The organism is Paraburkholderia flagellata (assembly GCF_021390645.1).
GTDB lineage: Bacteria > Pseudomonadota > Gammaproteobacteria > Burkholderiales > Burkholderiaceae > Paraburkholderia > Paraburkholderia flagellata.
Map to the genome: position 1 here is coordinate 940,315 of NZ_JAJEJT010000002.1, position 13,374 is coordinate 953,688.

A 13,374-nucleotide genomic window follows, 5' to 3' on the forward strand; every position below is an offset into this window, starting at 1 on the left:
TACGCCGCATTACTTGCCGCGACTTCGTTGCTGTTGATTGGCGGCTGCGCGACACGGCCTGTGAACCCAGCGATCATTCGATACGACCCGCAGCAAATGAGCCCGTTCGACCGGCTGGAGGGAAACCGGCGCGGCAGGCAGGACATGGTCATTCTGGCCTTCTCCGGTGGCGGAATGCGTGCGGCCGCGTTTTCATACGGAACGCTGGAGACGCTGCAGCGTATCGAAGTGACGGGCGCGTCGGGCGAGAAGATCCGCTTGCTCGATGAGGTGGATCTGATCACCGGAGTCTCCGGCGGCAGCTTCACCGCGCTGGCGTACGGGTTTTACGGCAGGCATCTGTTCGACTTCTATGAGGACCGCTTTCTCAAGCGCAATGTGCAGGGCGAACTCATCGCCCGTATTCTGAATCCGGTGAACTGGCCCGCGCTGGCTTCCGCGCGCTGGAGCCGCTCCGAGCTTGCAGCGAAGCTGTATGACGAAGTCCTGTTCAACAATGCGACATTCGCCGAACTCGAGCGCAAGGGCGGCCCGATGATCGCGGTCAGCGCAACGGAACTGACGACGGGATCGCGCATCGTGTTTCTCCAGCAGAACTTCGACGTCATGTGTGCGGATCTCGGCCCAATCAAGCTTTCGCGTGCGGCGGCGGCATCTTCGGCGGTGCCGGTCGTGCTGGCTCCGATCACGATCAACAACTACGGCGGCACGTGTGGCTACGAAGAACCCGATTGGAGTCACGCGCTTGCCAGTGCCGACACGGTGCAACGATCCGCGAGCCGTATCCTCAATCGATTGCAGGATTTACGCGAAATCGTCGACTCGACCCAGAACCCGTATTTCCACCTCGTCGATGGCGGCATCTCCGACAATCTGGGGCTAAGGGGCGTGCTGGATTTCATCGGAACATTCGAGGCGCTCCACGAAGCCGGGCAACCCGCGCCGCTCGACAACGTACGCAGACTCATTATTTTCGTGGTGAACGCTGCGTCGTCTCCGTCGACCAGCTGGAATCTTTCGGAACGTCCTCCAGGCGCCATCAGGACGCTTGTCCAGGCGGTTGGCGTGCCGATCGACCGGTTTTCCAGCGAATCAGTCGAGCTATTGCAGGACATCAAGGCTCGATGGGCGCTGTTGGGCCAGATCCGCAACTCCGAGGCGTTCAGGGGCAACAAGGACCCTACGCTGGCCCGGGCCGTGGAAGCGCCCGATACCGATATCTATGTCGTGAACGTGTCATTCGACGCACTGGCCGACCAAGCCGAGCGGGACGGCTTGAATCAATTGCCGACTTCACTTGCGCTGCCGGATGAGGCAATCGATCGCTTGCGCAACGCGGCGAGCACGATCATCCTGGCCTCCCCGGAATTCCAGGCCGCTCTCAAGGCTGCGGGTGCGCGAATTGTCGACCAACCTGAAACCGGCAAGGTCGAACGGGACGCCGTACCGGCAGAAAACAACAAGGCGGAAGCGCCATAGCGCCGCCCAGTGCCCCTGGAACGCGATTAACCGAATGAAGCTCGAACCTCCCTTATCGGGGGGCAACTGAATATCACGATTTCACAGGCGGCCTATACTCCGATGGCCTGATGGTGAATCGTCCGTCTATTGGCAGTGTGGTGCGCTAACCTGGTAGAGGGGAAGAAGTTCAAGGCCACTCTGTGTTTTGAAGTTGCTTCCAAGAGAAAGCCAATGCTACGCACGTCGCTGAAGGTAATAAAAATATGCGTGTCGATTCTGGTCGTGCTCGCGTTACTCGCACTGGGTTTGCGAGCCTGGTCTTCGCTGCGCGGCCCGGAACTATCGGTCTGGCACACCTACGTACCGCGCGAGATGAGCGTCGAGGAAATGGACGCCGGTGACTGGAATGCGTACATGCGGGAGGAGTCGCGGCTGTTCGAGGATGTGCGCGTCAACGTCGTCGAAAAGGTCAAACCCTCTGAGCGAGTCCCGTCGAATCGATACTACGAAGGCGCACCGATCTATCCAGAGCACTTCGCTGAGGACTGGAACCGCTCATACATACTGGAACCAGCCGGACCGCCGGTTGGTGCGGTGGTGCTGCTGCATGGCATGACGGACTCGCCCTATAGTTTGCGTCACATCGCGCGCAACTATCGTGACCGGGGCTTTGTCGCGATTGCCATCCGTTTGCCTGGACACGGTACCGTGCCTGCGGGACTGACCAGCGTCACGTGGCAAGAGTGGGCCGCGGCAACGCGGCTCGCGGTTCGCGAAGCGCGCCGGCGCGTGGGCCCGGACAAGCCGCTCGAACTGATAGGCTTCTCGAACGGCGGCGCGCTTGCCCTGCAGTATGCGATGGACGCCATCGAGAACCCCGCGCTCACGCCTCCCACCCGGCTCGTGCTCATTTCGCCGATGATCGGCGTCACCCGTTACGCGCGGTTTGCGGGCCTCGTGGGACTACCCGCGGTGTTGCCTGCGTTCGCGCGGGCCGCCTGGCTCGGCATCGTGCCGGAATTCAACCCCTTTAAATACAACTCGTTCCCCGTAAACGCCGCGCGTCAGTCCTGGCTGCTTACCAGCGCCATCCAGGAGCAGATGGCGCGGCTTGAGCGCGAGAATCGGTTGAATACGCTCCCGCCCGTACTGACGTTTCAGTCGGTTACCGATTTCACGGTCAGCACGCCTGCTGTCATGTCGTCGCTGTATGACAAGCTTCCCGAAAACGGCAGTGAAATCGTGTTGTTCGACGTGAACCGCAGCGTGAGTTTCAGAACCTTCCTGCGCGTCGCGTCCTATTCGGCGCTCACGCGGCTGCTGCGTATCGGGCCGCAGAACTATCGCACCACGGTCATTGCAAACGCGTCACAGGATTCGGCTCATACGGTCGAACGCAGTGTCGATGCCGGCAGTGTGGTCACTCACGTTCGGCCTTTGGACATTGACTATCCTCCGGATATTTTTTCGTTATCGCATGTTGCGATTCCGTTCCCCGTGACTGATTCGCTCTACGGTATCAAGCCGGGCGACGACGAGAACTTCAACGTCAACCTTGGTACGCTCGCCCCGCGCGGAGAACGCGGCACGTTGATTCTGACGCTCGACTCGATGTTCCGGATTGCGTCGAATCCGTTCTTCCCGTATCTCCTGCAACGCATTGACGAGGGCATCGGCAAGATGCCTTCTCCGGTTGTCAATTCACCGACGCGCACTCATGAGACCGCCGCCGGAAAGCCGGAGGATCCCGCAGAAGAGTTGAGGGAACTCGAGCAGACCGGCGATGATTACAGCGAACCGTAAGCCGACGGCTGCAACAGCAAGTCGACTGGAAGAATCGACAGCATCCAGACACCGGGCCGGCCAATCTTGTTGCCGAGCCCGGTTTGTCCGATGATACGGGGAGGGTGCGCAAGCTCGCGTGGGGGCCCGCCGCGGCCACCGGCCGACCAGTGACGCCAGCGCAGCACCAGCGCCTGTTGAGTGTTGCGTCACTCCCGGAGACGAGCACCGTGAACATGACCCGATTGCTGCTTGGCAGCATCATGCTTTTCGTGGTGGGCACGGTGTTGCAACTCGTATGGCCGCTCGCGCAGGCGGCGTCCTATCACCACTTCGCGGACCAGCGGGCTCTGGGCTTCATACCGCATGCAGCGGACGTGCTGTCGAATGTCGTCATTCTGGCGGCCGGGCTCGCCTGCCTCGGCTGGGCGAAGCGAAATGCGGCGCGGCAGCCACCAAAATTCCCCGGCATGGTAGTCGCCGGATTCGGTCTCGTGCTAACCGCAATCGGGTCGGCTTACTATCACTGGGCGCCTTCCGACGCCACGCTCGTCTGGGATCGCCTGCCAATGACGATCGTCTTCGCCGGCATCCTGGCGATGCTCTGGACCTCGAACACCGGGCAGCGCGTGGGCTGGGCACCGTTGCTCATCATGGTTGCCGTTTCGCTAGGCACGATCGCGTACTGGCTCGCACTCGACAGCCTGTGGCCGTACGCGATCCTGCAGTTCGGCGGGCTCATGTTCATCGTCGGGTTGACGCTCACGCGCAAGGTGGACAGCGTATTCGGCTGGACGATGGTGATCGTTTTCTACGGGTTGGCAAAGATCTTTGAGAGCCTTGACTGGCAGGTGTGGGAACTCACTCATCATGTGATCGCGGGGCATGCACTGAAGCACGCATCGAGCGGCCTGGCCGGTGCCGCCCTGATTCTGGTGGCGAACGCAGCGCCGCGCTTCGCAGTCGGCACGGTCCCACCGCAGCCGACAGCGATCGACCAGTCCCGCACACCACGCTAACGTGTTCGGACTACAAAGTTTCCGATGACCGCCGGGATGCAGCCGGACTCGAAGTGAAATACTAGTGCGGCGAAGCCACCCGCACGAGCGCGAACACGAAGGCGAGCACAACGACAATCACGCCCGTGGCAACGACCAGACGATCGGCTAGCAAACGGCGCATGGTAGTTCTCCTACACGAAGCTGTAGCGCTCGGAATGATACCGGGCGATCGGCACCTTCATCTCGCCCAGCGCGGTTTCGATGGCGTCCATCATGACATCCGGCCCGCAAATGAAGTACTCGTGGCTGGTGTACTCGGGCGGCAGGTGACGCCTGAACTTGTCCGCGTCGATGCGGCCGGTTTCGCCGGTCCAGCCCGGGTGGGCATCCGAGAGAACATAGACGATCTTCAGGTCGAGCCGCGTCTTCAGCGCATCCAGTTCTTCGCGGAACGTCAGCGATTCCCAGTCCTTGCCGCCATAGAGCAGCACCAGCGGACGCTTGTCGCCGCGATCGGCGAGCGTGCGGATCATGCTCATCATCGGCGTGATGCCGATGCCGCCTGCGATCAGCACGTGCATATCCGTTGGGTTGCCGATCGTGAATGCGCCATACGGGCCGTCGAGGTACACGCGCTGCCCGGCCGTGACCGTCTTCACAGCGCTCGTGAAGTCGCCGAGATTGCGGATCGTCATTTCGACACGCCCGTCCGGCGCCTCGGCGCTCGACGAAAACGAGAACGGGTGCCCGGTGATGCGGAAGGGGCTGGCCCATAGCGTTAGCCAGCCGAACTGGCCCGGCTTGAAGCGAAACCCCGCGTGACCTTCGGGCTGCATGACGAGCGTCGTGGTGTCGCCGCGCTCCCGGCGCACCTCGACGACGCGATACGGCCTGCGCAGCATGTAGAGCGGCTTGACGATGCGCACATAGAGCAGCAACGCGATCCAGAAAACCGTCATGCCGATCCACAGGATCCGCTTGAGCGGATCGGTGAGGTAGAAGCCCCAGCCGACCATATGCAGCATGCCCGCTCCAATCGCGATCAGCGCGAGCACGATATGCGACAGATGCCACGTTTCGTACCGGATTTTCAGCTGCTTGCGCCACAAGGCGGTTACCACGAGCACGATGAGCGCGCCGATCGACAGCACTGCGAAACGGGCGCCCCATGGGATATCCCAGACAGAGTCCGGCATCGCGAGCGATTCCGAGCGGATGGCGATCAGGATCAGCGGATGCGCCACGACGAGACCTACGGCCAGCAGCGAGACGCGTCGATGAAAGTGATAGATGACGTCCTCGCCCCACGGTTCAGTCACGTGCCGAAAGCGTGCCGTGAGGCCGAATTGCAGCCCCATCATCGCAAGACCGGAATAGCCGAGCGCAACCGAGAACTCAGTGGCGAAATTGCGCGCGGGTGGCAGATTGCCCGCGAGCAATGCGAAAAGCGGGGCGAGAATGAAGAGCAGATAGATGGCCGACCAGATGGCTTTGCGCACGAGATCGCGAGAATTCATGAAACCCCCTCTACCTCGGGCCCAGCCCTCGCAGCCTCGCTACGAGCTGCTCAGATACAGGTGGTCAGGAACAGCGCGGGCCCAAACGTGATGACGGTGGCGGCGAGAGCCGCGATCAAGGTCCAGATGACAACGGTGTGCAGGAATGTGCTGATCTGCTCGGGACCGGGGTCGCGCCGCGCGGCACGATAGCGCCACAGCCAGCCGATCGCGACGAGATGCGCGAGTAGCACGATCGCGAGGCTCAGACGCAGCGCGCCGGACGACCAGTCGAACGCGCAACCGATCGCGTGCAGCGCGTACAGGACCGCGAGCGCGAGACACCAGATCGTGAAGCCGACGGCGAGCCACCACAGACGCCGCGGTGGAAGTGGGGGCGCGTTCATGGCCGCGCTCCCAGCATCGCGACGAGTGCGGGCAACGCGAGCACGAGGCCGAGCGCGATGATCGCCGTCACTGTCGTGTAGTCGAGCCACAAGCGCGACAGGCGCAGATCGGTCAGCCGTCGCGGCGAGATGAAGCCCGCGCCGAAGCGCAGCAGGTTGCTCACCAGGAACAGCAGTCCGATGCCGGCATGCAGTGCCACGTAGCTGAGCAGCGCGGCGGCTGTGGCTCCGAGCGCGTGCTCGCGTGGATCAGGCGTGACGCCGGAGATCAGCGAGACGTCGGCGGCAAGCGCCACCACGAGTGCGAGCACGGCAAGTACGATCCAGCCGTGCGGTTTGCCACCCGCCGTGGTAGTACGCAGCGAGCCGCGCGCTGCTGCTGCAGAGACGGCGAGCCCTGCTACCGTGAGGAGTGCGAGCAAACGGCTCGGCTGCGGCGTCACGGCCGCGGGCCAGTTTGGCGCGGCGATCCAGAGATAGAACGTGCCGAAGATCAGCGACGTGAACAGTGTGCCGTTCGCGACCAGTGCGCAGACGAGCGCAAGCCACGATGGCGCGCTGGCCACTTCCGTATGCGGCGGCACGCTGACGCCATGGCCCACCGGCAGCGGACCATAGTCGCGCGGCAGTCCAGCGCGCTGTCCGGCGAAGACGAACATGCCGAAAGTCACGAAGGCGAGTGCGGCTGATAGCAAGTAGAACTTAAAGAGCATCGCGAGCACCGCGGCGCCAGTTACGAGTGCGGTGAAAAGCGGCAAATACGTCGCGTTCGGCAACACGATCAGCTGTTCAGGCTCACCCGACGTCATGTGTACGCCAAGCGTTTCCTGCCAGCCGTTGCGCGTAAAGCCGAGATAGCCTTCGCCGCGCGCGAGCGACACAGCAAGCTGGCCCGGTCCGATGCCGTCCGTCTGCGCGCCAATGCGCGGCAGCGAAGCAAACGCGTAGGGCGCGGGCGGGATCTGCATGGCCCATTCGAGCGTCGTCGAATCCCACGGATTGCGCCGCACGCGTTTGCCGAAGCGCAGTTGCACGATGATGTCGATCGCCACCAGCGCGAAGCCGATCGTCATGATGAAGCCACCAACCGAGGAGAGCAGGTTGAGCCAGTTCCAGCCCTCGTCGCCGCTATAGGTGAAGATGCGCCGCGGCATGCCGAGCAGACCGGTCAGGTGCATCAGGAAGAACGTCATGTTGAAGCCGATGAAGACGAGCCAGAAGGCCGGCAGCGAGAGCCTGTGCACGGCGGTGCGGCCGGTCAGCAGCGGGAGCCAGTAGTAGAACGCTGCCAGCATCGGAAAGGCAAGGGCGCCGGCCACCACGTAGTGCATGTGAGCGACGACGAAATATGTGTCGTGCGCCTGCCAGTCGAACGGCACGATGGCGAGCATCACGCCGGTCAGGCCGCCCGCCGTGAACACGAAGAAAAAGCCGAAGATGTACAGCATCGGCACATCCCAGCGCGGGCGGCCGTGTGACAGCGTGGCGAGCCACGCGAAGAACTGGATCGCGGTGGGCACCGCGACGATCGCCGAGCCTGCCGAAAAGAACGCCAGCGCCAGATGCGGAATGCCCACCGTGAACATGTGGTGCACCCAGATGCCGAAGCTCAGGAACGCCAGCGCGATGATCGCGACGACAATGGTCCGGTAGCCGACGAGCGGATGCCTCGCGAACACGGGGATGATCGTCGACAGCACGCCCGCCATCGGCAGGAAAATGATGTAGACGTCCGGGTGGCCGAACAGCCAGAACAGGTGCTGCCAGAGCAGCGGATCGCCGCCGCGGCGCGGGTCGAAGAACGGCAGCCCGAAAGCGCGCTCGACCTCGAGCATGATCGAGCCGAGGATCAGCGGCGGAAAGGCCACGATCATCATCATGGCCGTCACGAGGATGTACCACGCGAAGATCGGCATGCGGTCCAGCGACATGCCCGGCGCGCGCATCTTGAGGATCGAGACGACGATCTCCATCGCGAGCGAGAGCGCCGAGATTTCGACGAAGGTCACGCCGAGCAGCCAGACGTCGGCGTTGATGCCTGGCGTATACACGTTGGAGCTGAGCGGCGTGTACATGAACCAGCCGCCGTCGGGGGCGACATGCATGATGAGCGCCACGGTCAGGATCGTGCCGCCGAACAGGTAGCACCAGTAGCCGTAGGCCGTGAGCCGCGGAAAGGCGAAGTCGCGCGTGCCGAGAATCTTCGGCGTGATGTAGACCGCGAAACTTTCCACCATGGGAATCGCGAAGAGGAACAGCATCATCGAGCCATGCATCGTGAAGACCTGGTTATAGGTCTCCGCGTCCATGAAGGCGGCATGCGGGCTCGCGAGCTGTACCCGCGTCAGCATGCCGAGGACGCCCGCGATCGCGAAGAATACGAACGAGGTGATCATCATGCGCATGCCGATCACGGTGTGGTTCACAGAGGAGAGCCGCTGGAGGCCAGGCCCCGTGGCCCAGATCGCGGCAAGCTGGCGGTGCAGCCGCAGCGCGTTCATGCCCTGTGACCCAGGCTCGACGGGCACGCTCATTTCTTCACCTCCCCACTGGCGGCCGCTTCTTTGAGGGCGGCGGAAAAGTCTTCAGGACGATCGACGATCACGGTGAAGTGCATCCCGGCATGGCCGAGTCCGCAGAACTGATTGCACAGGCCCTCGTACTGGCCCGGCTGATCGGCCTCGACGCGCAGGCGCGTTTCATGCCCGGGGATCGCGTCGATCTTGCCGGCCAGGCGCGGGATCCAGAACGCATGCACGACGTCTTCGCTCGTGACGACGATGTCGACGGGCGTGCCAGCGGGCAGGTGCAGCACGTCCTTCGTCTCGAGGCCGCCCGCATCGGGATAGCGGAAGGTCCAGCTCCATTGCTGCGCGATGGCCTCGATGCGCGGCACGGAGCGGCCCGGCAGCGGCAGCAGCCGTTCGCCGGCATAGAGCGCGTAGCCGATGAGGGGGATCAGGATCACGGCCGGCAGCACGAGGCCGCCAAGCACGATCCAGCGCGCGGGCGACACCCCCGAGCCCCAGCCCGGTCGCCGGATCACGAGGAAGAACAACACAAGCACGAGCGCGAACAGGACGGCCGCGCCCGCCAGCATCACCCACCACAGCCCTGCTATCCGCGCCGCGGCGGGCCCGGAGGGCGAGAGCGTCGAGAGCGGACCGGCGCAGGCGGACAGCGCCGCGGCCAATCCGGCTTGGACCGGCACACGCAAGGCACTATGATGGCTTGACGTATCACGCTTTCGACGCGGGGAGGATTGACCATGGCAAAGAAGGGCGATTCCGGATCCCGGAACCATAGCGAGGTGATGCTCGAACTGCTGCGGCTCGATGCGGGCTCGGCCGTCGCGCTCGTGGGTCACCCGATTCACGTCATGATGGTGCACTTCCCGATTGCATTCGTGGTCGCCACGCTGGGCGTCGACGTCCTCTACTGGTGGTCGGGCGATCCGTTCTGGGTGCGGGCAGGTCTGTGGGCCGCCGGCTTTGCGTTCTGGAGCGGCGTGGGCGCGAGCATCGCCGGTACGGCCGAGCTGCTGCTCGTGCGCGGCATCCGCTTGCGGGAGGCTAGCTGGTCGCATGCCGTAGCCGCCATGACGCTCGTCGCGATCGCGGGCGCCAACTGGGGCTTGCGCCTTCTCTATCCCGCCGAAGTCCTGCCGCATGGGCTCGCGCTGTCGGTCCTCGCCTCGGTGATGACGGGCTTCGCCGGCTGGCATGGGGGCAAGCTCGTGTTCGATCATGGCGTTGGCATTCTGGTTTCGCCGAAGGACTGATGCAGCCAGCGGGCGAGTCCGCCTGGCTCGAACAGGTGCGGGGCAAACGCGTTTGATGGAATGTGCGGCTTGGCGAGTACGACCCAGATTATCGCGACGATAACAAACACATAAGCGGTTGCTAGGGCAATCGATGAAAGGCGGCTGAAGTGTCCCTCGGGCAGGAAAAGATGATGGAGCACGAGACCTGCCAGGACATGCAGCATCGCCATGATGCCGACGAGCACCATCTTCACCGAAAACCATTCAACGAACGTGGCCTGCAGGAAGATCAACGCCGTGCCGCTTGCGATGGCGACGAAGGCGGCCGGTGAGGTCAGTTCGACATAGACAAGCCGCGTGATGCGGTGCAACCGGTCAAGCTCCGGCCCGACAGCGAGCAGGCGCCGCTGCCAGAACAGGAAAGGCAGCACGATGAGCCCGCCCGACCAGATCGCAATCGCGGCCAGATGGATGAACTTCAGAACAGTTGTCACAGTGCGGGCTCCCCGGCGCGCAGCGAGGACCATGTGATCCAGAGTCCCGCGGCGAGATAAGGGACCATTGCGAGCACCCACATCAGTAATCCGGCCAGTTGCTGATCGGCGAGCGGAGTGAGGCCCCACGCGGCCGTGCTGGCGAAATGCACCACGTAGAGCGGACGGGGCGAAAAGACGATCAGGGCGCCGAGCAGGCCCATCTGCCCGATCGTCGCGACCAGCGCCATCAAGGCGACGCCAGTCTGCACCAGCGGAGAGAATATGCTGCGCCACATCAACCAGGCACTCCCAAGCAGTGTGGCCTGCATCAACCAGTAGGCGGGCACGGTGGCGAGGCCCCAGGTGTAAAGCCCCGGCGCATGCCAGAGCCAGACGATGACGGCATGAGCGGCGACCACCGGCACGAGAGGAGGTGAGGGAATGCGCGGTAGCGGAAAGGCTCGTGCCAGGAGGGGCGCGGCGGCGGCGATGAGAATGATGTGGTGTGTGACTCGCGCCGAGAACAACGCTGACGACAGCGCGCACAGCGGTGAGACGAATACGATGACCATTAGCGCGAGCGCCAACCAGCCGGCGCGCGCATCGGCGCTGCGCCCACTGGCAATGACAAATGCCAGGGCCGCAAGCGCGGCGAGCAACCACGGATCGGTATTCCAGCGCAGCCACAGGTCTTGAGGAGTGCCTGCGGGGCCGCAGTAGGCGATCAGTGAAGCTGGCATGACACGGTGCCCTCCGGATCTGAATCGTACTGTAATGTACGCTTAGCCGTTGGTGTGACAAGACCTGCGAGTCTGCCAACGATAGTAGCAGACGAAGTGCGCGGTACGCTGGGATTTCCGTTTCCAGCTCAGCCTGCGTGACATCGAAGCATTGCTCTTTTCGCGCAATATCGGCGAGCGCGCGAACAGATAGCCGAGACAGCCGGCGGTAGTGGCCGTCGTGATGTCGAGGTTCGAAAACATGAAGGAGAACATACTGATCGCATCGATATCATCGTGCATGAACGCGCGACACAGAGCTTAAGCAAGTCCTGGTGCGCCTTTTCGCCACGACGCTGCCATGCTGCCCGGTTTCTACTTGCTGGTACGGCCAAGTGAAGTGGCGATCGATTCACAAGCTTCGTGGGGTTAGCCCTTCTCACGAGTTTCGATCAGTACCGCGCAGGGTGACCTTTCGATGACTACTCCACATGTCGACGGGTTGGCCCAGCGGCGTAGCCGTGACAAGTGATGATGGCCCATCACAATGACCTCCGCGTTCAGCAGCCGGGCCTGTTCGACGACGATATCAGTCGGATTCCCCGCGCAGAAGTGCTGTTCAACCGTGAGATTCCGGCCGGCAAGTTGAGAGGCGGCGGCAGTCAGCATCGATCGTGCGAAGGATGTCTGCGCGTGTGCGTAAGGATAGATCAGGCCATCAGGCGCGACACCGCTCTCGCAACCGGGAGGCAACGCGTAGGATGGGTCGACAACGCCAAGAAGGTGTACGGTCGCCGTACCCGGAGCGGCCACGCGGCTGGCCAACTCGATGACATGCACACTCTGGGGCGAACCGTCCAGTGGAACGAGGAGGATATTGAACATGGTAGGAGATGCTTTTCGAAGATCCGATTGACATGCTGTATTTCATCGTCACCAGGAGACGTGTCGGGCCGCGAAGCACCGGGATCCTCACGCTTGCCGACGGTCGAGGCGGCGCGCAAGCAAGGCCGGCGGCGTGGAGATTCTGACGATACGTGCGCGCTCGGATATGGTGTTTGGCATTGCCGCCTTCCTGGTTGCACGTAACCAGGTATAGGCAGTTACATGTAACGCGTCAACTCATACAATCAACTGACCGAAGACCTCAAGCACAAGTCGCGCTGTATGACGAAAACATGCTCTCCGGCGCGGCCTGAGACCAGTTGAAGGCCGCTGTCGAGATGGTGCGCGCAACGCGATGGGAAAAATGGGTACGGCGTTCGAATTCTCGCGCTGGTGAGGCGCGCGTTATCCAGGCTGGCGTCCGTCTTCCCAGCGCGGGTCCGCGGTGATCTGCACAGTGAGCCGGTTTTCCAGCGGACTCGCGCTGAGCGTTTCCCAGATACGTTCGCGCAATCTGTCCTGCGAGGCGAGATCGCTTAACGCGGACATCGCGCCGACTAGCACGCTGACTTCGACAAAATTGCGCCGGCCCGCCTGGACGACGTGCGTGTGGTGGCGCAGAATGCCAAGCTCGCGTTCGAGCTTCGAAAGCGCCTTCTCGATTTCCGAACGCGGATTGTTCTCTTCGGGACTCATGTGCAGCAATTCGGCAAAGCTCGTGCGCACGATCTTCACTGGCGCAAAGAGAAATATCAGCGAAAGCCCCGCGGTCATTGCACTGTCAATATAGCGTGCCCATAGATAGTGAGGGCCTTCGGGCAAAATCGAAAACACGAAAAAGCCGAGCAGCGTGGCCGCGCTGAACGCAAATTTCATGATCCATTTCCAGCCGTCGGTTTTGAGCAGCTTCGAATTGATCTGCGCGGCCGCGCGCTTTTTATAGATCACCATCGCAAAGCAGATCACGCAACTCGCGACGCTGATCAGCATGACACCGCGTGCATTGACCACATGGCCGCCCGAACGTATCCCCTCAATCCCGTTCACGAAGCCATATACACAAACGAGCAGCATCATGAGCCCGTTTATGCCATTCACGAGCGGCTCGAGGAACCAATAACCGTATTCGAATCGAGTCGTCGCGGGCCGGCTGATCACGGTTGCCGCGAGCAATCCGAGCGCGGAACTCACGAGGTTGAGCAGATAGAAAATGGCGGTCAGCAGCAACGTGTCGGACTGCACGAAGAAGCCATAGCCGACGTTGGCCACAAAACCGAGGCATACGACGTAAATCGAGACCTTCATCGTGCGTTGTTCGACCGCTGCGAGTTGCGCCTTGCGGAGCGCGTAGCTGATAGGCATGGTTCCTCGCTGTCGAACGTTG

General features: G+C 62.5%; 12 protein-coding genes and 1 pseudogene. 5 read left to right on the top strand and 8 right to left on the bottom strand.

What is annotated here, in order from left to right:
* Nucleotides 1–96 precede the first annotated feature (96 nt).
* The 3 genes from L0U83_RS18640 to L0U83_RS18650 all read left to right on the top strand — a co-directional run bounded on the left by L0U83_RS18640 (nt 97) and on the right by L0U83_RS18650 (nt 4,262).
* Nucleotides 97–1,479 carry a patatin-like phospholipase family protein gene (locus L0U83_RS18640; protein WP_233885375.1) on the top strand — a complete coding sequence of 461 codons (1,383 nt, stop codon included), beginning with the start codon at nt 97–99 and terminating at the stop codon, nt 1,477–1,479.
* A gap of 213 nt (nt 1,480–1,692) precedes the next feature.
* Nucleotides 1,693–3,264 (top strand): alpha/beta hydrolase, encoded by a 1,572-nt coding sequence (locus L0U83_RS18645; protein WP_233886561.1) that lies wholly within the window; start codon nt 1,693–1,695, stop codon nt 3,262–3,264.
* Between the two features lie 215 nt (nt 3,265–3,479).
* Complete coding sequence (locus tag L0U83_RS18650; protein WP_233886562.1) at nt 3,480–4,262, top strand: hypothetical protein; 783 nt, start codon at nt 3,480–3,482, stop codon at nt 4,260–4,262.
* Nucleotides 4,263–4,435: 173 nt separating this feature from the next.
* Here L0U83_RS18650 and L0U83_RS18655 read toward each other — a convergent pair whose 3' ends face one another.
* Genes L0U83_RS18655 through coxB form a run of 4 tightly spaced genes read right to left on the bottom strand, consistent with a single transcriptional unit; the run spans nt 4,436 to nt 9,358 of the window.
* A complete protein-coding gene (locus L0U83_RS18655) occupies nt 4,436–5,761 on the bottom strand; it encodes a ferredoxin reductase family protein (protein ID WP_233885376.1) in 1,326 nt (441 codons plus the stop codon).
* Nucleotides 5,762–5,811: 50 nt separating this feature from the next.
* Nucleotides 5,812–6,147 carry a hypothetical protein gene (locus L0U83_RS18660; RefSeq protein ID WP_233885377.1) on the bottom strand — a complete coding sequence of 112 codons (336 nt, stop codon included), beginning with the start codon at nt 6,145–6,147 and terminating at the stop codon, nt 5,812–5,814.
* Nucleotides 6,144–8,681 (bottom strand): cytochrome c oxidase subunit I, encoded by a 2,538-nt coding sequence (gene ctaD / locus L0U83_RS18665; RefSeq protein WP_233885379.1) that lies wholly within the window; start codon nt 8,679–8,681, stop codon nt 6,144–6,146. Before ctaD ends, L0U83_RS18660 begins: the two co-directional genes overlap by 4 nt.
* Nucleotides 8,678–9,358: a cytochrome c oxidase subunit II gene (gene coxB / locus L0U83_RS18670; RefSeq protein WP_233886563.1), complete on the bottom strand. Its 681-nt coding sequence runs from the start codon at nt 9,356–9,358 to the stop codon at nt 8,678–8,680. Before coxB ends, ctaD begins: the two co-directional genes overlap by 4 nt.
* Nucleotides 9,359–9,415: 57 nt before the next feature.
* Between coxB and L0U83_RS18675 the strand changes: the two genes are divergently transcribed.
* Entirely contained in the window at nt 9,416–9,928 is a 513-nt protein-coding gene (locus tag L0U83_RS18675; protein ID WP_233885381.1) for a DUF2231 domain-containing protein, read from the top strand.
* Here L0U83_RS18675 and L0U83_RS18680 read toward each other — a convergent pair.
* Both L0U83_RS18680 and L0U83_RS18685 read right to left on the bottom strand, forming a co-directional pair.
* Nucleotides 9,892–10,437: a CopD family protein gene (locus L0U83_RS18680; RefSeq protein ID WP_233885383.1), complete on the bottom strand. Its 546-nt coding sequence runs from the start codon at nt 10,435–10,437 to the stop codon at nt 9,892–9,894. The genes L0U83_RS18675 and L0U83_RS18680 overlap by 37 nt on opposite strands.
* The gene (locus L0U83_RS18685; protein ID WP_233885384.1) at nt 10,401–11,126 is read right to left on the bottom strand and encodes a cytochrome c oxidase assembly protein; all 726 of its coding nucleotides are present in this window, start codon (nt 11,124–11,126) and stop codon (nt 10,401–10,403) included. The genes L0U83_RS18680 and L0U83_RS18685 overlap by 37 nt, the downstream gene beginning before the upstream one ends.
* 97 nt (nt 11,127–11,223) lie before the next feature.
* Between L0U83_RS18685 and L0U83_RS41030 the strand changes: the two are divergent.
* Nucleotides 11,224–11,298: pseudogene (locus L0U83_RS41030) on the top strand (IS6 family transposase); the annotation flags it as partial.
* A gap of 236 nt (nt 11,299–11,534) precedes the next feature.
* Here L0U83_RS41030 and L0U83_RS18695 read toward each other — a convergent pair.
* A complete protein-coding gene (locus tag L0U83_RS18695; protein WP_233885386.1) occupies nt 11,535–11,990 on the bottom strand; it encodes a universal stress protein in 456 nt (151 codons plus the stop codon).
* A gap of 405 nt (nt 11,991–12,395) precedes the next feature.
* A complete protein-coding gene (locus L0U83_RS18700; RefSeq protein WP_233885387.1) occupies nt 12,396–13,352 on the bottom strand; it encodes a cation diffusion facilitator family transporter in 957 nt (318 codons plus the stop codon).
* Nucleotides 13,353–13,374: the final 22 nt, after the last annotated feature.